This is a genomic window from Citrobacter portucalensis (assembly GCF_002042885.1).
In the GTDB taxonomy this organism is placed as follows: domain Bacteria; phylum Pseudomonadota; class Gammaproteobacteria; order Enterobacterales; family Enterobacteriaceae; genus Citrobacter; species Citrobacter portucalensis.
Genome location: NZ_MVFY01000013.1, coordinates 1 through 22,900, shown reverse-complemented (window position 1 = coordinate 22,900; position 22,900 = coordinate 1). Strand labels below are relative to the sequence as shown.

Sequence of the window (22,900 nt, the reverse complement as noted above, 5' to 3'; positions counted from 1 at the left end):
AATGAGTCATGACCAAGATTATCGCAGTAACCGCATGTCCTTCTGGCGTTGCCCACACCTATATGGCAGCCGAAGCGCTGGAAAGCGCCGCTAAAGCTAAAGGTTGGCAAGTAAAGGTTGAGACTCAGGGTTCGATCGGTCTGGAAAACGAACTGACCGCGGCGGATGTGGCGGAAGCCGACATGGTCATTCTGACCAAGGACATTGGTATTAAATTTGAAGAACGTTTTGCGGGCAAAACTATCGTTCGCGTCAACATCAGCGATGCAGTGAAACGTGCCGACGCCATCATGAACAAGATTGGCACGCATCTGGCGCAAACCGCTTAACCGTTTGTTTGCCGGATGGCGGCTTCGCCTTATCCGGCCTACAGATGCGTAGGCCTGATAAGCGTAGCGCCATCAGGCAACTATTCCCGCAGGAGTTCCTCATGACGAACCGTATCCAACGTTTAAAAACCGCTCTGTTTCAGAACAACCGTGAAATTTCGCTTGAACGTGCGCTGTTATATACCGCCAGCCACCAGCAGACGGAGGGAGAGCCGGTTATTCTGCGTCGGGCGAAAGCCACCGCATATATTCTTGAGCACGTTGAGATTTCGATTCGTGATGAGGAACTGATTGCCGGAAACCGTACTGTTAAACCGCGTGCGGGCATTATGTCACCGGAAATGGATCCTTACTGGCTGCTTAAAGAGCTGGAGCAGTTTCCAACCCGTCCGCAGGACCGTTTTGACATCAGCGAAGAGGATAAACATCTCTATCGCGATGTGCTGTATCCGTACTGGGAAAAGCGGTCGATGAAAGATTTCATCAACGGTCAGATGACCGATGAGGTTAAAGCCGCCGTCAGCACCCAGATTTTTAGCATTAACCAGACTGACAAAGGTCAGGGACATATCATTATTGATTATCCACGCCTGTTGAATCATGGGCTTGGCGAACTGGTAGCGCAGATGCGAGCGCATTGTCTGCAGCAGCCGGAGAATCACTTTTATCAGGCTGCGCTGCTACTGCTTGAGGCTTCGCAAAAACATATTTTGCGTTACGCTATGTTGGCAGAGAAGATGGCGGAAAGCTGCCCGGATGCGCAGCGACGCCAGGAATTACTGACGATTGCTGAAAACTCTCGGCATAACGCCCAAAGCAAGCCGCAAACCTTCTGGCAGGCATGTCAGCTGTTCTGGTACATGAACATTATTTTGCAATATGAATCCAACGCCAGTTCTCTTTCACTTGGACGCTTCGACCAGTATATGCTGCCGTTTTATCAGGCTTCGCTGACGCAGGGGGAAGACCCAGCATTCTTACAAGAGATCCTCGAATCCCTATGGGTGAAATGTAATGACATCGTACTGCTGCGATCCACCAGTAGTGCGCGCTATTTCGCTGGCTTCCCAACAGGCTACACCGCGCTACTGGGGGGATTGACGGAGAATGGTCGTAGTGCGGTAAATGTTTTGTCTTTCCTCTGTCTTGATGCGTATCAGAACGTACAGCTACCACAACCAAACCTCGGTGTGCGCACGAATGCATTGATCGATACACCGTTCCTGATGAAAACAGCACAGACCATTCGTCTTGGTACCGGCATCCCGCAAATCTTTAACGATGAAGTGGTGGTGCCCGCGTTTCTTAATCGCGGTGTTTCGCTGGAAGATGCGCGGGATTACGCGGTAGTAGGCTGTGTCGAGCTGTCTATTCCAGGCAGAACATACGGTTTGCACGATATCGCTATGTTTAATCTGCTGAAAGTGATGGAAATTTGTCTGCATGAGAACGAAGGCAACCGTACTCTGACGTACGACGATCTCCTGGCGCATATTCGTGCCAAAATCAGCCACTACATCACGTTGATGGTGGAGGGCAGTAATATCTGCGATATCGGTCACCGCGACTGGGCGCCGGTGCCGCTGCTCTCCTCATTTATTAGCGACTGTCTGGATAAAGGGTGCGATATTACCGACGGTGGCGCGCGTTATAACTTCTCCGGCGTACAGGGGATTGGTATTGCAAACCTGAGCGATTCGCTGCATGCGCTCAATGGGCTGGTATTCGAACAACAGCGCTTATCTTTTGATGAACTTTTGTCGGTGCTAAAAGATAACTTTGCTACCCCGGAAGGCGAGAAAGTTCGCTCCAGGCTGATCAATCGCTTCGAAAAATACGGCAACGATATCGATGATGTAGATAACATCAGCGCCGAACTGCTACGTCATTACTGCAAAGAGGTAGAGAAATACCAGAATCCACGCGGCGGGCAATTTACGCCGGGTTCGTATACCGTCTCTGCACACGTGCCGCTGGGTTCGGTCGTTGGGGCAACACCGGATGGCCGCTTAGCCGGGGAGCAACTGGCAGATGGGGGGCTGTCGCCGATGCTGGGACAGGATATGCAAGGACCGACGGCGGTATTGAAGTCGGTCAGCAAGCTGGATAACACACTGCTTTCCAATGGGACGTTGCTGAACGTGAAGTTTACACCAGCCACACTGGAAGGTGAGGCCGGTTTACGCAAGCTGGCGGATTTTCTGCGGGCATTTACCCAGCTCAAACTCCAGCATATCCAGTTTAACGTGGTGAATGCCGACACATTGCGCGAAGCGCAGCAGCGCCCGCAGGATTTCACCGGGCTGGTGGTGCGTGTGGCGGGTTACAGCGCCTTCTTTGTCGAGTTGTCGAAGGAGATCCAGGATGACATCATTCGCCGCACCGCGCATCAACTGTGAGGTAATTGACCCACGAGGCGAGGAAGTCGCGCGTATATTCAACATTCAGCGTTACTCACTGAATGATGGGCAGGGTATTCGTACGGTCGTCTTTTTTAAAGGCTGTCCGCATACCTGCCCTTGGTGTGCTAACCCGGAATCACTCTCACCACGTATTGAAACGGTACGGCGGGAGAGTAAATGTCTGCACTGTACACCCTGTCTGCGTGATGCCGACGAGTGTCCCTCTGGGGCGTTTGAACGTATTGGTCGTGATATCACGTTGGACGAGCTGGAACGTGAAGTGATGAAAGATGATATTTTCTTTCGCTCTTCTGGTGGGGGGGTAACGCTTTCCGGCGGTGAAGTGCTGATGCAAGCGCCCTTTGCCACACGGTTCCTGCAACGTCTGCGGCGCTGGGATGTGCGCTGTGCAATTGAAACGGCTGGCGATGCGCCGGCCGGTCGCTTGTTATCGCTGGCAAAAGAGTGTGATGAGGTGTTGTTCGACCTCAAAATAATGGATGGAGATCTGGCTCGTGAGGTCATCAACATGAACCTACCGCGTGTACTGGCGAATTTACGGCTATTGGTGGAGGAAGGGGTTAATGTCATACCTCGCCTGCCGCTGATTCCGGGCTTTACGATGAATTCAGATAACACGCAGCATGTGTTGACGATGTTGTCATCACTAGGCATAAAACAGGTACACCTGCTACCGTTTCATCAATATGGCGAGCCCAAATACAGCCTGCTCGGTTTGCCCTGGTTGATGAAAGAAGTGCCCGTACCGACAGCGCAAGAGGTGGATATTATACGTAAGATGGCAGAATGCGCCGGATTTCAGGTAACAGTAGGAGGATAGTATGACCATCGCACCTGTACGATATCTGGTTGCTGTCACCGCGTGCGTAAGCGGCGTAGCCCATACCTATATGGCAGCTGAGCGGCTGGAGAAACTTTGCCAGCAGGAAAAATGGAGCATCAAGATCGAAACTCAAGGGGCACTGGGTACCGAAAATCGCCTGACGGAAGAGGATATTAACCGCGCTGATGTGGTGTTGCTCATTACTGATATTGAACTGGCAGGAGCAGAGCGTTTTACGCAGAGCCGATACGTTCAGTCGGGCATTAGCGCATTTCTGCGTGAGCCGCAGCGGGTGATGAGCGCCGTGCGAAAGCTGCTTTCAGCGCCACAGCACACACATCTTACTCTGGATTAGCTTCTTTCTCCGTCAATTGGCTGTGGTATTGCCGACGGTATTCTGATGGTGAACGTTCGGTATTTTTGCGAAACAGGCGGCAGAAGTAGTTGCTGTCAACAAACCCACAAATGTGCGCCACCTCTTTAATCTTCAATTCGTAACCCTTCAACAGCGTTTTTGCGTGTTCCAGTCGCGTGTGGTTCAGGTATTCGTTAAAACCGATAGCGCCCGTTTTTTGAAAAAGGTGGGAAAGATAATTGGGTGAGATGTAGAACGCCTGCGCGACGGATTCTCGGGTGAGCGGTGAAGCGTAGCGTTCGTCAATATAGTTGCGAATGGCTTCGAAAAGCGCCTGGCTGCGTGATGCGGTTTGGATCTGGCTGCCGAGCAGATCGCGGCAGTGGCTCAGTAAGCTTGCAACGATTAGCCTGGCGGTTTGCTGCTCCTGCGGCTGCATCTGCATTTCATTGAGCGTTTGCAGCAGGAATGAGCCAATACGCGGTCCACGCCGCGCGACGTGCTGGCGGGTAAGGTTTTGATATTGCTTACCGTCCCACTGAACGATGCTAAAACCCAGTTGCTGTTTGCCAAATAAGATACTGAGCGTGGTCACCGGTGTGAGCCACTGTGGAAAGTTCCAGCCACCAGCCGGAACGAACAAGGCATCGCAAGGCTGTAACGTCGCGGATGCACCAGCAACACCGTTATCGGTGAATTCACCTTCCAGCACAATCTCCAGTCGGGGAAAATCGACCTGATACGCCAGTTCCGGCGTTGAGCTACTGGTGCTGGCAAAGTAAATCTGCCGCAGCGGTGTGGGGCCGTTGATCAGGCGAGAGAGCAGGTGGCTGATGTCGTGATACATGTTAATCCCTTGCAGGCAGCAGACAGGGAAACAGTAACGTTGAAAACAATCGCCCTCAAGCGATTATTGCCGGATGGCGGCTAATGCCTTATCCGGCCTACAAGTCTTTGCGAGCTGTAGGCCGGATAAGCGTAGCGCATCCGGCAGACTGTTACTGATTACCGATTTGATCGCCGTAAGGCAGGGTATCGTAATCAATCAGGGCATTCTTTTTGTACGGGTTGCCAATCCAGCGGGTCGTTTCTTTGAACTGTGGGCTGGTAATGGCACGAGTTGGATCGAAACCATCATAGGTGAAGCCCGCTAAATCAGACCAGGTGTGGATAAGCTCTGAGCTGCTGTATTTACGATTCACATCCTGTGAGAAGTCACGCGGGTGTGCAGCCTGCCATTTTTCCGAGGTCCACAGCAGGAACGGCACCGTATACATATGACGCGTTGGGTTGTCTTCATTACGACCCTGCGTTTTATGCGGTGGCGTATCGTATACCTCTTCCCCATGATCGGAGAAGTACAGCAGGAAGCCGTTCGGATCGGTCGCTTTATAGTCTTTGATCAGACTGGCAATGATATGGTCATTGTAGACATTCGCGCTGTCGTAATCGTTGTAAGCTTCCAGCTCATCGTTACTCAGGCCAGCGGGCACATTGTCGATATTATTGTCGAACTTACCCTGACCATCCGGGTAACGGAATTTGTACTTAATATGCGTACCCAGCAGGTGAACGATGATGAACTTTTTCGGTGCAGGGTCAGCCAGTACTTCTTTAAATGGCGCCAGCACGTTGCTGTCATATTCGCGCGCACTTTGGGTACGCTGCTGGTTCATATAGAACTGCTTATCTGTCTGCTTAGAGAACACCGTCAGCATGGTGTTGCGGGCAGTCATTGTCTGCTGATTGGTGATCCAGAAGGTTTTATAACCCGCCTGTTTCATCATGTTCATCAGGGATGGCTGGGTCAGATACAGATCCGGGTTCTTCTCGTTGGCAAAGGTCAGCGCCTGCTGCAGGATTTCAATGGTGTACGGACGGGAGGTCACGACATTATTGAACACGGTGAAGTTAGGATCGGATTTATGCAGCGCATCCAGTTCAGGCGTTGTTTCGCGTGGGTAACCGTACAGGCTCATGCGGCCACGTTGCGTTGACTCGCCAATCACCAGTACCAGCGTACGCGGCGCATCACCGGAGTTGTCTTTAAAGTTGGCCAGCGGTGGCAGGGCATTGTTCTCATTCAGCAGGCTATTCAGCGCGGTCAACTGCTGACGATACTGATAATACCCGGAGATGAACTGCCACGGTGCGGCAGGCTCCATGCGTGAGGCGAGACCATCCAACGTTTTTTCAAACGGCTTATGTTTGATAAATGTGTTCACTGTCATCGGATGCAGAATCAATCCGTATAACAGTGCAAACGACACCAGATAGCGCCAGGGTGATGGAATATGCACAGGACGCAGACGTGTCCATAGCAGAATTGCCACAGCTGTATAGGCCAGCGCAATTAAGACAATCTTCAGGCTGAAATATTGGCTCAGATATTCGCTGGCTTCGTTCGCATTGGTTTCAAACATTACGTACAGAACGCTTTGCGAGAACTCTTGCCCGTAGATGACGTAATAGCTCAGAGCAGCCAGCGAGGCCGCCCATAACACCACGCCTATCACGGCAGCAATAATGCGGATACGGTTTGGAAATAAGAATACCGGAATCAACCACAGCGAACTAAACAGCAAGGAGTCGCGTAAACCGGTAGATCCGCTGTAGCCACTAAAATAGATAACGGCCTGCAGTAATGAGGAAAAAAACCAAAAATAGAGGAGCGCCCAACCCAGGGCTTTCCAGCTAAAGGCGGGTTTAGACTGGAGTTGTAAGGATTGCATAATGTGAGCCTGTCTTTAATCGTAGCGCCAAGAGTAGCGACTAAACATTAAGAGGAACTGAAGCATCACGATCTTAGGATCGTGTTTTGTTGTTGATATATTCATGGAGTGAATATATTCAGGCGGGAATATATTGAAAAAGAAGCGGTTAGGACAGCAGTTTTTGCCGTCGCCTTCATACAATAGCACGAAGGCGACGAGAGGGGTCGTTAGCCAGTATTACGCATACCAGCGGCGACACCAGCGATTGTGACCATCAATGCTTGTTCCACGCGTGGGTCCGGTGCATTGCCTTGCTCTTCCGCCAGGCGTGAGCGGTGTAACAGCTCTGCCTGTAATACGTTCAGCGGGTCAGTATAAATATTTCTTAACTGAATGGACTCGGCAATCCACGGCAGGTCGGCCATCAAATGTGAGTCGTTGGCAATCGCCAGTACGACATCGATATCTGCTGCCAGGCGTTGGCGTAGCTCTGCACCCAACGGCCACAGATCTTTTTTGACCAGGCGCTGATCGTAATACTCTGCCAGCCACAGGTCTGCTTTCGCGAAAACCATTTCCAGCATGCCAAGGCGTGTGGAGAAGAATGGCCAGTCGCGGCACATGGCTTCAAGTTCGCTTTGCTTGCCGTCTTCAACCACTTTTTGCAGCGCGGTACCTGCACCCAGCCAGGCCGGGAGCATCAGGCGGTTCTGCGTCCAGGCGAAGATCCACGGAATGGCGCGCAGAGACTCTACCCCGCCGGTCGGACGGCGTTTTGCCGGACGTGAACCGAGCGGGAGTTTACCCAGTTCCTGCTCCGGTGTCGCTGAGCGGAAATAAGGGACGAAGTCTTTGTTTTCACGCACATATCCACGATAGAGCTCGCAGGAAATATCGGAAAGCTCATCCATGATATGACGCCAGCTATCTTTCGGTTCTGGCGGTGGTAACAGGTTGGCCTCCAGAATTGCTCCGGTATACAGCGACAGGCTGCTGATGGTCACTTCCGGCAGGCCGTACTTAAAGCGGATCATCTCCCCTTGTTCTGTCACGCGCAGACCGCCTTTCAGGCTGCCCGGCGGTTGAGAGAGTAGCGCCGCATGTGCAGGCGCGCCGCCGCGACCAATGGAACCACCGCGACCGTGGAACAGCGTCAGTTCGATACCGGCTTTTTCGCAGGTTTTGATTAGCGCGTCCTGAGCCTGGTATTGCGCCCAGGAGGCCGCCATCACGCCCGCGTCTTTTGCGGAATCAGAATAGCCAATCATGACCATCTGTTTGCCCTGAATAAAGCCGCGGTACCAGTCGATATTTAAAAGTTGAGACATGACGTCATCGGCATTGTTGAGGTCGTCCAGCGTTTCAAATAGCGGAGCGACCGGCATAGCAAAACCAATTCCGGCTTCTTTCAGCAGCAGATGCACGGCCAGCACATCCGACGGAGTTTTCGCCATCGAGATAACATAGGCGGCAATGGAGCCATATGGGGCTTCGGCAATGACCCGACAGGTGTCGAGCACTTCACGGGTGTCGTTGCTCGGTTCCCAGTTACGCGGCAGGAGCGGACGCTTGGAATTCAGTTCGCGGATCAGGAAAGCCTGTTTATCCGCTTCCGACCAGTTTTCGTAGTCGCCAATGCCCAGATAACGGGTCAGTTCGCCCAGGGCTTCAGTATGACGGGTGCTTTCCTGACGAATATCAATACGCACCAGCGGCACACCGAAACACTTCACGCGCCTAAGGGTGTCGAGCAATTCGCCATTGGCGATAATACCCATGCCACAGGCCTGCAGAGACTGGTAGCACGCGTATAGCGGGTCCCAAAGCTGTTCGTTTTGGGTGAGCAGTCCCGCAGGTTTCGGCAATTTCTCGCCTTTCAGACGGGCTTCAAGCCAGGCCTGAGTTGCCATCAGACGAGAACGCAAGGTTTTCATCAGATAGCGATAAGGTTCAGCTGCGCCTTCTTCGCCTACCAGCGCCATCAGCTCCGGCGTGGCATCCACCATTGAAAGCTCAGAAATCAGAAACTGGATGTCTTTCAGGAACAGATCTGTTGCTTTCCAGCGGCTGAGCAGCAGCACGTGACGGGTGATATCTGCCGTTACGTTCGGGTTACCATCACGGTCACCGCCCATCCAGGAAGTAAATCGAACCGGGACAAAATCAACCGGCAGCTTATAACCCAGATGCTCTTCCAGTTGTTCATTCAGCTCGCGCAGGTAGTTTGGTACACCTTCCCACAGGCTGTTTTCAACTACCGCGAAACCCCATTTGGCTTCATCAACCGGGCTTGGGCGCAGCTTGCGGATCTCATCCGTATGCCAGGACTGGGCAATGAGCTGACGCAGACGGCGCATCAGTTGGTTGCGTTCATAATCGACGAGGTCTTTGTTATCAAGCTGCTTGAGGCAGGCATTCACTTCACCCATTTTATGGATCAGCGTACGACGAGTGATCTCGGTCGGGTGGGCGGTGAGTACCAGCTCCAGAGAGAGTGATTCTACGGCTTTCTTGATGGTGGCGTCATTGAGGTTGGGCTGCTCTTTCAGTTTACGCAGAGTGCGAGCAATCACTTCCGGGTTGCTGGCTGCTTCGCCTTTTGGCGAAATGCTGTGGTATTGCTCGGCGGTGTTGGCCAGGTTCAGGAACTGGCTAAATGCGCGGGCAACCGGCAGCAGCTCGTCGTTAGACAGATTTTGCAGTGTGGTGAGCAATTCCTGGCGATTAACTTCATTGCCAGCGCGAGATGATTTGGACAGCTTACGAATTGTTTCTACGCGATCAAGAATGTTCTCTCCCAGCGCATCCTTGATGGTCTCTCCCAGCACTTTGCCGAGCATACTGACATTACTACGCAACGCGGAATATTGTTCGTTCATATTAACCCAGACACCCCATCTATTTTGAATATGTCCTGTATCTTTCACGCCTGACTATCACGCGAAATCTTGCGGACTTAACTTTTTAGCCGTCTTTTATAAAGCCACGTAAAACACGTGACGTCAATTGCTGCGAAATCGGTTCAGCAAACGAATAAATGCCGTGAATTTACGTTATTTAATTCACATCCAATCAAATAAGCGTTGCTTATGGAAATGTTAAAAAATCACCCCGCTTACCACTAAAGGATTAGCGGGGTGATAAGCAGTTAATGCCAGCAGAAATGATGCACAACCTGGGTGATTAATTCGCGAGTTGGCTTAATAAAGCGTGTTTCCAGATATTCATCCGGCTGATGCGCCTGATTAATAGAACCTGGACCCAATACCAGCGTCGGGCAAAGCGTCTGGATAAATGGCGCTTCGGTGCAGTAGTTCACCACTTCAGTCTGTGCGCCCAGCAGTTTCTCAACCACCTCTACCAGTTGATGGTCAGGTGGACACTCATAGCCTGGAATCGGTGGATGCAGTTCCGATATGGTCAGGCGACCCGGCCAGCGTTCGCTGACAGGGGCCAGCGCTTCGTTAAGTAACCCATTGAGATCGTTTAGCGTCATACCCGGTAGCGGGCGAATATCCATATGCAGTTCGCAGCAGGCGCAGATTCGGTTGGCGGCGTCGCCGCCGTGGATGTGGCCCAAATTTAACGTTGGATACGGAACGGTAAAGGCATCATGGTGATAGCGCGCTTTCAGGTCATCGCGCAGATGCATGATATGGCCGATGGCATCATGCATCAGTTCAATCGCATTAACGCCACGTGCCGGATCGCTTGAATGACCCGATTGTCCCAGAATGCGTATCGCATTAGAGATATGACCTTTGTGTGCGCGAACCGGTTGCAGTGAAGTGGGTTCGCCAATAATCGCGCAGTCTGGGCGCAGAGCAGTGGTTTCAGAAAAGTAGCGAGCTCCCGCCATGCTGGTCTCTTCGTCAGCAGTGGCCAGAATGTAGAGGGGCTTTTTCAGCTTCGTGACGTCGACATCACGCAACGCGTCGAGGATAAAGGCGAAGAAGCCTTTCATGTCCGCCGTACCCAAACCATAGAGCTTATTGTCATGCTCGGTCAGGGTGAACGGATCGCGCGTCCAGCGTCCGTCGTCAAAGGGTACGGTATCGGTATGGCCCGCCAACAACAGACCACCAGCGCCCTGTCCAATGCTCGCCAGCATATTGAATTTATTTCGCGTATCGGGAACCGGCTGGACCTCCACATTGAAGCCTAAATCTTTAAACCAGCCCGCCAACAGAGTGATTAAACCTGCATTGCTTTGATCGAGCGCTTCTTCGGTAGCGCTAATCGATGGCGTGGCAATCAGAGCGCGGTAAATCTCGATAAATGGCGGTAAATTGTTTTTCATTGTTGACACACCTCGGGTCATGATAGTATCAATATTCATGCAGTATTTATGAATAAAAATACATTAACGTTGAGCGTAATAAAACCCACCAAGTGTAAGGTGAGGTGATAAAGGCTTATACCTGGCAACAGAATCTAAGAAGGTGAGCAGCCCCGATGTTGAATACGCTGATTGTGGGCGCCAGTGGCTATGCCGGCGCAGAGCTTGTGACCTATGTAAATCGCCATCCTGATATGACCATAACCGCTTTGACCGTCTCAGCGCAAAGCAATGATGCAGGAAAATTAATCTCCGATTTGCATCCGCAGTTGAAAGGCATTGTCGATTTACCGTTGCAGCCAATGTCAGATATCAGCGAGTTTAGCGCAGGGGTGGATGTTGTGTTCCTCGCAACGGCTCATGAGGTAAGTCATGACCTGGCTCCGCAGTTTTTGCAGGCCGGTTGCGTGGTGTTTGACCTCTCTGGCGCGTTTCGCGTAAATGACGGCGCGTTCTATGAAAAATATTATGGTTTTACCCATCAGCATCCCGATCTGCTGGAGCAGGCAGTTTACGGGCTGGCGGAATGGAACGAAGACCAACTGAAAGAAGCGAATCTGATTGCTGTGCCGGGTTGTTACCCGACGGCGGCGCAGCTTTCGCTGAAACCACTGATTGACGCCGGGCTGTTGGATCTCAGCCAGTGGCCGGTAATTAATGCGACCAGCGGCGTGAGCGGCGCGGGCCGTAAAGCGGCTATCTCTAATAGTTTTTGCGAAGTAAGCCTGCAACCGTATGGCGTGTTTACCCATCGTCACCAGCCGGAAATCGCCACTCATCTGGGGGCTGAAGTGATTTTCACCCCACATCTGGGCAACTTCCCGCGCGGAATTCTGGAAACTATCACTTGCCGCCTTAACGCGGGCGTAACTCATGCTCAGGTAGCACAGACGCTGCAACAGGCGTATGGCGATAAACCGCTGGTGCGTCTGTATGACAAAGGGGTTCCAGCGCTGAAGAATGTGGTTGGATTACCATTCTGTGATATCGGGTTTGCTGTGCAGGGTGAGCATCTGATCGTTGTGGCGACGGAAGACAACTTATTGAAAGGCGCGGCGTCACAGGCGATGCAGTGCGCAAATATTCGTTTTGGCTTTGCCCAAACGCAGTCTCTTATTTAAGGGTGCAACAATGAATCCATTAATTATCAAGCTGGGCGGCGTTTTACTGGATAGCGAAGAGGCGCTGGAGCGTCTGTTTACCGCACTGGTGAATTATCGTGAGTCGCACCAGCGTCCGCTGGTCATTGTGCACGGCGGCGGCTGCGTGGTCGACGAGCTGATGAAGCAGCTGAATCTGCCGGTGAAAAAGAAAAATGGTCTGCGCGTCACGCCTGCCGATCAAATTGACATTATTACCGGTGCCCTGGCGGGAACGGCGAATAAAACCTTGCTGGCCTGGGCGAAAAAGCATCACATCGCGTCTGTTGGTCTGTATCTTGGCGATGGCGACAGCGTAAAAGTGACGCCGCTCGATAAAGAACTGGGTCATGTTGGACTGGCGCAGCCGGGCTCGCCTAAGCTGATTAACACGCTGCTGGAAAGCGGTTTTCTGCCGGTAGTGAGCTCTATTGGTGTCACTGATGATGGTCTGCTGATGAACGTGAATGCCGATCAGGCTGCAACGGCGCTGGCGGCAACGCTGGGTGCGGATCTGATCCTGCTCTCTGATGTGAGCGGTATTCTGGATGGCAAAGGCCAGCGCATTGCCGAAATGACCGCGGCGAAAGCGGAACAGCTGATTGAACAGGGCATTATTACCGATGGCATGATCGTGAAGGTGAATGCAGCGCTGGATGCCGCGCGTACGCTGGGCCGTCCGGTGGATATCGCCTCCTGGCGTCATGCAGAGCAACTTCCGGCGCTGTTTAACGGCACGCCAATTGGTACGCGTATTCTGGCTTAACTATTAATGTGCCGGATGGCGGCTTCGCCTTATCCGGTCTACGTGGGTTTTGTAGGCCCGGTAAGCGCAGCGCCACCGGGCAAAAATATCATATTAAGGAAATTCGTTATGGCACTTTGGGGTGGGCGTTTTACACAGGCAGCAGATCAGCGGTTCAAACAGTTCAACGACTCGTTGCGTTTTGACTACCGCCTGGCAGAACAGGATATTGTTGGCTCTGTGGCCTGGTCCAAAGCGTTGGTAACGGTAGGTGTACTGACTGCCGATGAACAGCTGCAGTTGGAAGAGGCGCTGAATAACCTGCTGGAAGAGGTTCGCGCGAATCCTCAGCAGATTTTGCAAAGCGATGCCGAAGATATTCACAGTTGGGTGGAAGGTAAGCTGATTGATAAAGTCGGCCAGCTTGGTAAAAAACTGCATACCGGGCGTAGCCGTAATGACCAGGTCGCGACCGATCTCAAGCTGTGGTGCAAAGACACGGTTATCGAATTACTGTCGGCCAATCGTCAGTTGCAAACTGCGCTGGTGGTGACGGCGGAGAATAACCAGGACGCCGTCATGCCGGGTTACACCCACCTGCAACGTGCGCAGCCGGTGACGTTTGCTCACTGGTGTCTGGCCTATGTTGAAATGTTGGCGCGTGACGAGAGCCGTTTGCAGGATGCGCTCAAACGCCTGGACGTCAGTCCGTTAGGCTGCGGCGCGCTGGCGGGTACGGCGTATGAAATCGATCGAGAGCAGTTGGCGGGTTGGTTGGGCTTTGCCTCGGCAACGCGCAACAGCCTGGACAGCGTTTCTGACCGTGACCATGTGCTGGAGTTACTCTCCGATGCCTCTATCGGCATGGTACACCTGTCGCGTTTTGCTGAAGATCTGATTTTCTTTAACACCGGCGAAGCGGGCTTTGTTGAACTCTCCGACCGTGTGACTTCCGGTTCATCTCTGATGCCGCAGAAGAAAAACCCGGATGCGCTGGAGCTGATCCGTGGCAAATGCGGTCGCGTGCAGGGTGCGCTGACCGGCATGATGATGACGTTAAAAGGCCTTCCACTGGCATACAACAAAGATATGCAGGAAGACAAAGAAGGGCTGTTCGACGCGCTCGACACCTGGCTGGACTGCCTGCATATGGCCGCGCTGGTGCTGGATGGCATTCAGGTGAAACGTCCGCGTTGTCAGGAAGCGGCGCAGCAGGGTTATGCTAACGCCACTGAGCTGGCGGATTATCTGGTGGCGAAAGGCGTCCCGTTCCGCGAAGCGCACCATATTGTGGGGGAAACGGTGGTCGAGGCGATTCGTCAGGGCAAACCGCTGGAAGCGCTGTCGCTTGCCGACTTACAAAAGTTCAGCCAGGTGATTGGCGATGACGTTTACCCGATCCTCTCGTTGCAATCGTGTCTGGATAAACGTGCAGCGAAAGGTGGCGTGTCGCCGCAGCAGGTTGCGCAGGCGATCGACTACGCGAAGGCACGCCTGTAGGTCGGATAAGGCGAAGCCGCCATCCGGCACTGTGCGCCGTTCTGCCTGATGGCGCTACGCTTATCAGGCCTACCAAACCATAACCCGGCCGAGCTTTGCGACGCCGGGCTTTTTTTATGCAAAAAAAATGCGGACTCAAGGTCCGCAAAAGTTCACGTTGGCTTTAGTTATTTCGAGTATGAGAGAAACTCTCAAACGGACAGTAGCTTCAAGGGTTAAAGGGGTACCGTTCCGTTTCTGTGGTGCATTATTAAACAGAAAGCTTGATAGGGATAATCGTTCGTTGCTATGCTACCTATCGCTACGAACTATCGTGGCGATGGAGGATGAATAATGAATATTCGTGATCTTGAATACCTGGTGGCACTAGCCGAACATCGTCACTTCCGACGAGCGGCAGACTCCTGTCACGTTAGCCAACCAACGCTGAGCGGGCAGATCCGCAAGCTGGAAGATGAGCTTGGCGTCATGTTGCTGGAGCGTACGAGTCGCAAGGTGCTGTTCACCCAGGCCGGTTTGCTGCTGGTGGATCAGGCGCGTACCGTGCTGCGCGAGGTCAAAGTGCTCAAGGAGATGGCAAGCCAACAAGGCGAGACAATGTCTGGCCCGCTGCATATTGGTTTGATCCCAACGGTGGGGCCATACCTGCTGCCGCATATTATTCCGATGTTGCACCAGACCTTCCCAAAACTGGAGATGTATCTCCATGAAGCGCAGACACATCAGCTGTTGGCGCAACTGGATAGCGGCAAGCTCGACTGCGTCATTCTGGCGCTGGTCAAAGAGAGTGAGGCGTTCATCGAAGTACCGTTATTTGATGAGCCTATGATGCTGGCGATCTATGAAGATCACCCATGGGCAAACCGTGACTGTGTACCGATGTCCGATCTGGCGGGTGAAAAACTGCTGATGCTGGAAGATGGCCACTGTCTGCGCGATCAGGCGATGGGTTTCTGCTTTGAAGCGGGTGCTGATGAAGATACCCATTTTCGGGCAACCAGTCTGGAAACGCTGCGTAACATGGTGGCGGCAGGCAGTGGTATTACCTTACTGCCTGCGCTGGCCGTTCCACCGGAGCGTAAGCGTGATGGTGTCGTTTATCTGCCATGCATTAAACCCGAACCGCGTCGTACGATTGGTCTGGTGTACCGTCCTGGTTCGCCGCTGCGCAGCCGTTATGAACAGCTGGCAGAGGCCATCCGTGGATCAATGGATGGCCATTTCGACAGTGCGTTAAAACAGGCGGTTTAAGCCATTTAGCGCCGCTACCCGATAGGCTTCTGCCATGGTTGGGTAGTTAAAGGTGGTGTTAACGAAGTACTCGATAGTGTTACCACCACCTTTTTGCTCCATTATCGCTTGCCCGATGTGAATAATTTCGGCCGCGCGCTCCCCAAAGCAGTGGATCCCCAAAATCTCTTTGGTTTCGCGATGGAACAGGATCTTCAGCGTTCCGACACTCATACCCACGATTTGTGCGCGTGCCAGATGCTTAAACTGGGCGCGGCCAACCTCGTATGGAACTTTCATTGCCGTGAGCTGCTGTTCTGTTTTACCAACGGAGCTGATTTCCGGAATGGTATAAATCCCGGTTGGGATATCTTCGATCAGATGCGCAGTGGCTTCGCCTTTTACCAATGCCTGGGCGGCAATGCGTCCCTGGTCGTAGGCCGCCGATGCCAGGCTCGGATAACCAATCACATCCCCTACGGCGTACACATGCGGCAGCGCCGTCTGGTACATACTATTCACTTTGAGCTGCCCGCGGCTGTCGGTTTTCAGACCAATGTTTTCCAGCGCCAGCGAATCGGTATTACCGGTACGGCCATTGGCGTACAGCAGGCAGTCGGCCTTCAGTTTCTTACCGGACTTCAGGTGCATGATGACGCCGTCATCGCAACCTTCAATCTTCTCATACTCTTCGTTGTGGCGAATGACCACACCGCTGTTCCAGAAGTGGTAAGAGAGCGAGTCGGACATCTCCTGATCGAGGAATGCCAGCAGACGATCGCGGGTGTTGATTAAATCAACTTTGACGTCCATTCCACGGAAGATCGACGCATATTCACAGCCAATGACCCCTGCGCCATAAATCAGCACATGACGGGGTTCGTGGTGCAGGCTCAGGATAGAGTCACTGTCGTAAACCCGGGGATGCGAAAAGTCGACATCAACAGGGCGATAAGGACGCGAACCGCAGGCAATAACAAACTTATCCGCAGTCAGCGTTTCCACCGTACCGTCGTGACATTCCAGGGCGATCGTGTGTTCATCAACAAAACGAGCATTTCCCTGCAAAATTTCGCAGTGGTTGCGCTCGTAAAATCCTTGCCGCATACGCGTTTGCTGATTAATAACGTTATCAGCGTGGTTGAGAATATCGGCGAAAGAAGAACGAAGGAGTCGGGAGTGGTCGCTGTACAGTGGGTTCTGATTGAATTCAATAATGCGGCTGACGGCGTGGCGGAGAGCTTTCGACGGGATGGTGCCCCAGTGGGTACAACCTCCGCCGACGTTATGATAGCGCTCAATTACCGCGACGCGCGCTCCTTGCTTAACCAGACCCATTGCCGCGCCTTCGCCGCCGGGACCGGAACCTATTACTATTGCATCGTAATCGTAAGAATGTGACATGGTCAGGCTTACCTGTTCTTATACATAAAAGCAACAGAATAGTAACATCGTTGTTGAGATAACCCAATTATCGTTGTGCTTTTTTGCGAAGTCGAAGCACAAACTGCGCGTAAACAATCATTCACAAAGCCATGCCAACCGCCTAATCTCTGGTATAGTGCCAGCAAGGTATGTGGAAGGATTCAGACATCGTGATGGGCGTTAGAGCGCAACAAAAAGAGAAAACCCGGCGTTCGCTGGTAGAAGCCGCATTTAGTCAACTCAGCGCTGAGCGTAGTTTTGCCAGCCTCAGTTTACGCGAAGTTGCTCGTGAAGCGGGCATTGCGCCAACCTCGTTTTATCGCCATTTCCGCGATGTGGATGAACTCGGCCTGACGATGGTGGACGAGAGCGGTCTGATGCTGCGTCAGTTGATGCGCCAGGCGCGCCAGCGTATCGCGAAGGGCGGGAGTGTGATCCGCACCTCGGTCTCAACATTTATGGAGTTCATCGGCAACAATCCCAACGCCTTCCGTTTATTATTGCGCGAGCGTTCGGGGACATCCGCAGCGTTTCGTGCAGCGGTCGCTCGTGAAATTCAGCACTTCATCGCGGAACTTGCGGACTATCTGGAACTCGAAAACCATATGCCTCGTGCGTTTACTGAAGCACAAGCCGAAGCCATGGTAACCATTGTGTTCAGCGCCGGGGCAGAAGCACTGGATGTTGGCGCTGAGCAGCGCCGACAGCTGGAAGAGCGGCTGGTATTGCAACTACGCATGATCGCGAAAGGCGCATTTTATTGGTACCGCCGTGAACAAGAGAAGATGACGCACCACTCCGAGTAACGAGAAGGACAAGCAATGAAACAGTCAGGTCAAGATAAAGGTACGCTGCTGCTGGCGCTGGTTGCTGGCTTATCGATCAATGGTACATTTGCGGCGCTGTTTAGCTCCATTGTGCCATTCTCAGTATTCCCGATCATTTCGCTGGTGCTGACGGTGTATTGTCTGCATCAACGCTATCAGAACCGCACCATGCCTGTGGGATTGCCGGGCCTGGCTGCCGCCTGCTTTATCCTCGGCGTTCTGTTGTACAGCACCGTAGTACGCGCTGAATATCCGGATATCGGCTCTAACTTCTTCCCGGCGGTACTGTCGGTGATTCTGGTGTTCTGGATCGGCTTTAAAGTGCGTAACCGTAAGCAGGAAATAGCAGAGTAACAGTTGTAACTGTAGGCCGGATAAGGCAAAGCCGCCATCCGGCAATCTGAAGCGGCCGGCCTACGTTCAGTTTTACTTCTTGGTTAACAGTACGCCGCATTCCATATGGTGCGTATACGGGAACTGATCGAATAGCGCCAGACGTGAAACATTGTGCGTCTGGCTTAACGTTTCCAGGTTTTTACACAGCGTCTCCGGATTGCAGGAGATGTACAGAATGCGCGGATACGCCTGCACCATTTTCTCCGTTTCGCTGTCCAGACCGCTGCGCGGTGGGTCAACGAAGATAGTTTCACACTGGTAACTCTTCAGATCGATTCCCTGCAAACGGTTGAACTCGCGAACGCCGTTCATCGCCTGAGTAAACTCTTCGGCCGCCATGCGGATTATTTGTACGTTTTCAATCTGGTTAGCCGCAATGTTGTACTGTGCAGCAGCAACGGACGGCTTGGCGATTTCCGTTGCCAGTACGCGGTTGAAGTTTTGTGCCAGGGCTAACGAGAAATTGCCATTGCCGCAATACAGCTCCAGCAGATCGCCTTTTGAGCCCCTGGTGACATCAATCGCCCACTCCAGCATCTGAATATTCATGGCGGCGTTCGGCTGGGTGAAGCTGTTCTCAACCTGGCGATAGATAATCTCTTTACCCGCAACCGGCAAGCGTTCGTCAATGTAGTCCTGATCCAGCTCGATTTTGGTTTTGGTTGCCCGGCCAATCAGATGCACATTCAGGTTTTTCGCCCGTAGCCCATCCCGCAGCGCTTCAGCTTCCTGACGCCATTCATCATCCAGCTTTTTATGGTACAGCATCGATACCACCGCCTGACCGCTCAGGGTTGTGAGGTAATCAATCTGAAACAGTTTGTGACGCAGGACGTGGTTGTTGCGAACGCCTTCGATCATTGCCGTCATCAGCGTGTTGATAAGCTCACTGGCTGCCGGGAAGCTGTCGACACGGATACGGTTTTTGGTCTGGCTGTCGAACATGATGTGGTACAGATCATCACCGTCATGCCACAGACGGAATTCCGCGCGCATACGGTAGTGGCTGACCGGTGAGCGAAACACTTCCGGAGCCTGTGCATAAAATGGCGTCATTAAGCTCTGCAGACGCACCACTTTTTCAGCTAACTGTGCGTCGTACTGTTCTGTCGGAAGGTGTTCGGGGGTCATGATGCGTCCTGAAAAATAAAAGTACGCGGGGATTGTAGGGATTGCTCATCAGATGTCCAGTCATTGATGATTTCCGATATTGTGATACGCAGTCTGGACAGTGGGTTGTAACAAACTGTAGCATCCGTTTTCCGGTCCTGTGAGTTAAAAGGGAATCCAGTGTGAATCTGGAGCTGACGCGCAGCGGTAAGGAAGGTAGGGGATGAGCGCACCTGGTGCAGACACTGCGGCATGCCGTGGGAAGTTATCGTCTCTTTAAGTTGCCTCCAAGCCCGAAGACCTGCCGGCTAACGTCGCATCTGGCTTTCATCATCGCGTACTATCGGTGGGACCTGCGGCATCCTTCTTATATTGTGGATGCTTTACAATGATTAAAAAATCGTTGCTGTGCACGGCACTTTCCGTCACGGCATTTTCTGGTTGGGCACAGGATACTAGCCCAGATACTCTCGTTGTTACTGCCAACCGTTTTCAGCAGCCTGTTAATACTGTCCTTGCCCCCACTGATGTGGTGACGCGTGAAGATATTCAGCGCTGGCAGTCAAAAGATCTCAATGATGTCATGCGCCGATTGCCGGGCGTAGATATTTCGCAAAGCGGCGGTATGGGAAAAAGCTCCTCGCTGTATGTTCGCGGTACTGAGTCCCGGCATGTCCTGGTATTGATTGATGGCGTGCCGATGGCGCGTGCAGGCATCGGTAATGCGATTGATATTGGTCAGATTCCGGTATCGTTGGTGCAACGTGTTGAATATATTCGCGGGCCGCGTTCAGCTGTGTACGGATCTGGTGCGATCGGTGGTGTGATGAACATCATTACGATGAGTAATGAAGAGAAATCACAGATCAACGCAGGTATGGGGACTGATGGTTATCAGACCTACGACGGCACGATAAATAAACGATTTGGTGACACGATGGTGACGGCGGCTGGCGCTTACCAGACGACCAAAGGTTTTAACATTCAACCTGATTCCCCTTACAGCGGTGACAGCGATCGCGATGGTTATCGCAACAAACTGTTCTGGGGCGGCTTGCAGCACAAGTTTAACGATAACTTCTCCGGTTTCTTCCGTGGTTACGGCTACACGGCGAATAGCGATTACGATCAGGGCTCTTATGGCTATGCTGGCGGTAATGACGAAGCTCAGAATTACACTCAGTCCTGGGATTCCGGCCTTCGTTACAGCTCAGGTATCTATTCCGCCCAACTGATTGCTAACTACCAGCATCTCAAAGATTACAACTATAGCAATCAACTCGGTCGTTATGCGGGGGATGCTACGCTGGATAATATGGAACAGCGCTATATTCAGTGGGGAAATAACGTTGAGGTTGGGCATGGAGCGATTAGCGGTGGTGTCGACTGGAAACAAGAAAAGCTGACTTCCAGTAGTACCACGAAATCGGACGCTTATAAACGTGATACGACCGGACTTTATCTAACTGGGCAACAACAAATTGATAGCGTCACGCTGGAAGCCTCAGGCCGTGAAGATCATGATGAACAATTCGGCTGGCATGGCACCTGGCAGACTGCTGCAGGCTGGGAGTTTGTTGATGGCTACCGTGCAACGCTCTCTTATGGCACAGGTTTCCTGGCCCCTTCACTTGGTCAGCAATACGGGGCTACGCGTTTTGCCTCTTCCTATGGGCCGGGTATTGCAGCCAACCCGAATTTGAAACCGGAAGAATCTAAACAGTGGGAAGCAGGGATTGATGGATTGACAGGGCCGCTTGATTGGCGTCTTTCTGCATATCATTATGAAATTCAAAACCTGATCGATTACAAGAATAACCAGTATATCAACGTTAAGTCAGCCACGATTAAAGGGCTGGAATGGACTGGGAATGTTACGACTGGCCCAGTAGATCATCACCTGACGCTACAGTATGTTGACCCGCGGGATGATGATACGAATAAGGTACTCTATCGCCGAGCAAAACAGCAGGTTAAGTATGAGTTAACTGGGCAGGTTCAGGACTTGGGGTGGAACGTTGCTTATCAATATATAGGTGAACGTTACGATAATGATTATGACAATAATCGTGATGTTAAATTGGGCGGCGTCAGCTTGTGGGATATCGGAGTGTCATATCCAATCACCTCACAGCTGACAGTTCGTGGTAAAATCGCCAACCTGTTCGATAAAGATTACGAGACAGTTTATGGCTACGCAACTGCAGGACGGGAATACACCTTGTCTGGCAGCTACACCTTCTGATCCCCGTCCCACCGTGCTGGTGTTTGATTCCGGCGTCGGTGGGTTGTCGGTCTATGACGAGATCCGGCGTCTTCTGCCGGATCTCCACTATATCTACGCTTTCGACAACGTCGCTTTTCCTTATGGAGAGAAGAGCGAGGAGTTTATCGTCGAGCGTGTTGTTGAGATTGTGACTGCGGTCCAGCAGCGCTATCCCCTTTCTCTTGCGGTCATCGCGTGTAATACAGCAAGCACGGTGTCACTCCCTGCGTTACGTGAGAAATTTGCATTCCCGGTTGTGGGCGTGGTGCCTGCGATTAAACCGGCAGCGCGACTCACGGCGAACGGTGTTGTGGGGCTACTGGCTACACGTGCAACGGTGAAGCGGTCGTATACCCATGAGCTGATTGCACGATTCGCTAACGAATGCCAAATTGCAATGTTGGGTTCTGCTGAGCTGGTGGAACTTGCGGAAGCGAAGCTGCACGGTAAAACAGTTTCTCTGGAAGAGCTGCGGCGTATTCTGCGTCCGTGGCTGCGGATGTCTGAACCACCTGACACAGTAGTGCTCGGTTGCACTCATTTCCCTCTATTACAGGAAGAACTTTTACAGGTCCTTCCCGAGGGGACGAGACTGGTGGATTCTGGTGCCGCGATAGCGCGCCGCACGGCCTGGTTGTTAGAGCATGAAGCACCAGATGCGAAATCAACCGATGAGAACGTTGCATTTTGTATGGCAATGACGACAGAAGCTGAACAATTATTGCCTGTGCTACAGCGCTATGGCTTTAAAACGCTCGAAAAACTGTCAGTTTAAGTGGTTTTGATGAAAAAATACGCACTCGGAAGATTATTTTAAATTTCCCCTTGTCAGCCTGAAATAACTCCCTATAATGCGCCTCCACTGACACGGAACAACGGATTACAAGCCGCCGGGTCAGCGGGGTTCTCCTGAGAATCTCGTAGAGAAAAGCAAAAATAAATGCTTGACTCTGAATGAGGAAAACGTAATATACGGGACCTCGCGACAGAGCGCTAAAGCGCGTCGCAACTGCTCTTTAACAATTTATCAGACAATCTGTGTGGGCACTCGAAGATACGGATTCTTAACGTCGCAAGACGAAAAATGAATACCAAGTCTCAACGAGTGAACACGTAATTCATTACGAAGTTTAATTCATTGAGCATCAAACTTTTAAATTGAAGAGTTTGATCATGGCTCAGATTGAACGCTGGCGGCAGGCCTAACACATGCAAGTCGAACGGTAGCACAGAGGAGCTTGCTCCTTGGGTGACGAGTGGCGGACGGGTGAGTAATGTC

General features: G+C 52.2%; 18 protein-coding genes, 1 rRNA gene and 1 riboswitch. Of the genes, 13 read left to right on the top strand and 6 right to left on the bottom strand.

Going from position 1 to position 22,900, the window contains the following annotated elements; translation table 11 throughout:
* The first annotated feature begins 8 nt into the window (after positions 1-8).
* From BZK40_RS18120 to BZK40_RS18105, 4 genes are all read left to right on the top strand, one after another.
* Entirely contained in the window at positions 9-329 is a 321-nt protein-coding gene (locus BZK40_RS18120; protein ID WP_079935058.1) for a PTS fructose-like transporter subunit IIB, read from the top strand.
* A gap of 101 nt (positions 330-430) precedes the next feature.
* Positions 431-2,728 carry a formate C-acetyltransferase gene (locus BZK40_RS18115; protein ID WP_079935057.1) on the top strand — a complete coding sequence of 766 codons (2,298 nt, stop codon included), beginning with the start codon at positions 431-433 and terminating at the stop codon, positions 2,726-2,728.
* Complete coding sequence (locus BZK40_RS18110; protein WP_079935056.1) at positions 2,694-3,572, top strand: [formate-C-acetyltransferase]-activating enzyme; 879 nt, start codon at positions 2,694-2,696, stop codon at positions 3,570-3,572. The genes BZK40_RS18115 and BZK40_RS18110 overlap by 35 nt, the downstream gene beginning before the upstream one ends.
* Position 3,573: 1 nt before the next feature.
* Positions 3,574-3,930 (top strand): PTS fructose-like transporter subunit IIB, encoded by a 357-nt coding sequence (locus tag BZK40_RS18105; RefSeq protein ID WP_008787052.1) that lies wholly within the window; start codon positions 3,574-3,576, stop codon positions 3,928-3,930.
* Here the strand turns inward: BZK40_RS18105 and BZK40_RS18100 are convergent.
* The 4 genes from BZK40_RS18100 to argE form a co-directional block, all read right to left on the bottom strand.
* The gene (locus tag BZK40_RS18100; RefSeq protein ID WP_008787053.1) at positions 3,917-4,777 is read right to left on the bottom strand and encodes a helix-turn-helix transcriptional regulator; all 861 of its coding nucleotides are present in this window, start codon (positions 4,775-4,777) and stop codon (positions 3,917-3,919) included. The two genes, BZK40_RS18105 and BZK40_RS18100, sit on opposite strands and share 14 nt — an antisense overlap.
* Positions 4,778-4,928: 151 nt before the next feature.
* Complete coding sequence (locus tag BZK40_RS18095; RefSeq protein WP_079935055.1) at positions 4,929-6,662, bottom strand: phosphoethanolamine transferase CptA; 1,734 nt, start codon at positions 6,660-6,662, stop codon at positions 4,929-4,931.
* A gap of 209 nt (positions 6,663-6,871) precedes the next feature.
* On the bottom strand, positions 6,872-9,523 hold the full coding sequence (gene ppc, locus BZK40_RS18090) for a phosphoenolpyruvate carboxylase (protein WP_003825139.1): 2,652 nt from the start codon (positions 9,521-9,523) through the stop codon (positions 6,872-6,874).
* Between the two features lie 269 nt (positions 9,524-9,792).
* Positions 9,793-10,944 carry an acetylornithine deacetylase gene (gene argE, locus BZK40_RS18085; protein ID WP_003825137.1) on the bottom strand — a complete coding sequence of 384 codons (1,152 nt, stop codon included), beginning with the start codon at positions 10,942-10,944 and terminating at the stop codon, positions 9,793-9,795.
* 155 nt (positions 10,945-11,099) lie between these two features.
* On the opposite strand from argE, the gene argC reads away from it, so the two are divergent.
* The 4 genes from argC (at position 11,100) to oxyR (ending at position 15,618) form a co-directional block, all read left to right on the top strand.
* Positions 11,100-12,104, top strand: coding sequence for an N-acetyl-gamma-glutamyl-phosphate reductase (gene argC, locus BZK40_RS18080; RefSeq protein WP_079935054.1), 1,005 nt, complete (start codon positions 11,100-11,102; stop codon positions 12,102-12,104).
* A 10-nt stretch (positions 12,105-12,114) separates the two neighbouring features.
* The gene (gene argB / locus BZK40_RS18075) at positions 12,115-12,888 is read left to right on the top strand and encodes an acetylglutamate kinase (RefSeq protein WP_003028854.1); all 774 of its coding nucleotides are present in this window, start codon (positions 12,115-12,117) and stop codon (positions 12,886-12,888) included.
* Between the two features lie 108 nt (positions 12,889-12,996).
* Positions 12,997-14,367 carry an argininosuccinate lyase gene (argH, locus tag BZK40_RS18070; RefSeq protein ID WP_032945646.1) on the top strand — a complete coding sequence of 457 codons (1,371 nt, stop codon included), beginning with the start codon at positions 12,997-12,999 and terminating at the stop codon, positions 14,365-14,367.
* Between the two features lie 333 nt (positions 14,368-14,700).
* Positions 14,701-15,618 carry a DNA-binding transcriptional regulator OxyR gene (gene oxyR / locus BZK40_RS18060; RefSeq protein ID WP_008787060.1) on the top strand — a complete coding sequence of 306 codons (918 nt, stop codon included), beginning with the start codon at positions 14,701-14,703 and terminating at the stop codon, positions 15,616-15,618.
* Here oxyR and sthA read toward each other — a convergent pair.
* Entirely contained in the window at positions 15,601-17,001 is a 1,401-nt protein-coding gene (gene sthA / locus BZK40_RS18055; RefSeq protein WP_003028860.1) for a Si-specific NAD(P)(+) transhydrogenase, read from the bottom strand. The two genes, oxyR and sthA, sit on opposite strands and share 18 nt — an antisense overlap.
* A 191-nt stretch (positions 17,002-17,192) precedes the next feature.
* Here sthA and fabR point away from each other — a divergent pair, with 191 nt between their 5' ends.
* Positions 17,193-17,828: an HTH-type transcriptional repressor FabR gene (gene fabR / locus BZK40_RS18050; RefSeq protein ID WP_003028862.1), complete on the top strand. Its 636-nt coding sequence runs from the start codon at positions 17,193-17,195 to the stop codon at positions 17,826-17,828.
* Positions 17,829-17,843: 15 nt separating this feature from the next.
* Positions 17,844-18,203, top strand: a complete 360-nt coding sequence (locus tag BZK40_RS18045) for a YijD family membrane protein (RefSeq protein ID WP_003825114.1) — start codon at positions 17,844-17,846, stop codon at positions 18,201-18,203.
* A 72-nt stretch (positions 18,204-18,275) separates the two neighbouring features.
* Here BZK40_RS18045 and trmA read toward each other — a convergent pair whose 3' ends face one another.
* Positions 18,276-19,376: a tRNA (uridine(54)-C5)-methyltransferase TrmA gene (gene trmA / locus BZK40_RS18040; RefSeq protein WP_079935053.1), complete on the bottom strand. Its 1,101-nt coding sequence runs from the start codon at positions 19,374-19,376 to the stop codon at positions 18,276-18,278.
* 115 nt (positions 19,377-19,491) lie between these two features.
* A riboswitch (cobalamin riboswitch) is annotated at positions 19,492-19,678 on the top strand.
* Between the two features lie 65 nt (positions 19,679-19,743).
* Between trmA and btuB the strand changes: the two genes are divergently transcribed.
* The 3 genes from btuB to BZK40_RS18020 all read left to right on the top strand — a co-directional run.
* Positions 19,744-21,600 (top strand): TonB-dependent vitamin B12 receptor BtuB, encoded by a 1,857-nt coding sequence (gene btuB / locus BZK40_RS18035; protein WP_079935052.1) that lies wholly within the window; start codon positions 19,744-19,746, stop codon positions 21,598-21,600.
* Positions 21,545-22,396, top strand: coding sequence for a glutamate racemase (gene murI / locus BZK40_RS18030; protein ID WP_079935051.1), 852 nt, complete (start codon positions 21,545-21,547; stop codon positions 22,394-22,396). Before btuB ends, murI begins: the two co-directional genes overlap by 56 nt.
* A 380-nt stretch (positions 22,397-22,776) precedes the next feature.
* Positions 22,777-22,900 (top strand): 16S ribosomal RNA (locus BZK40_RS18020); the annotation flags it as partial.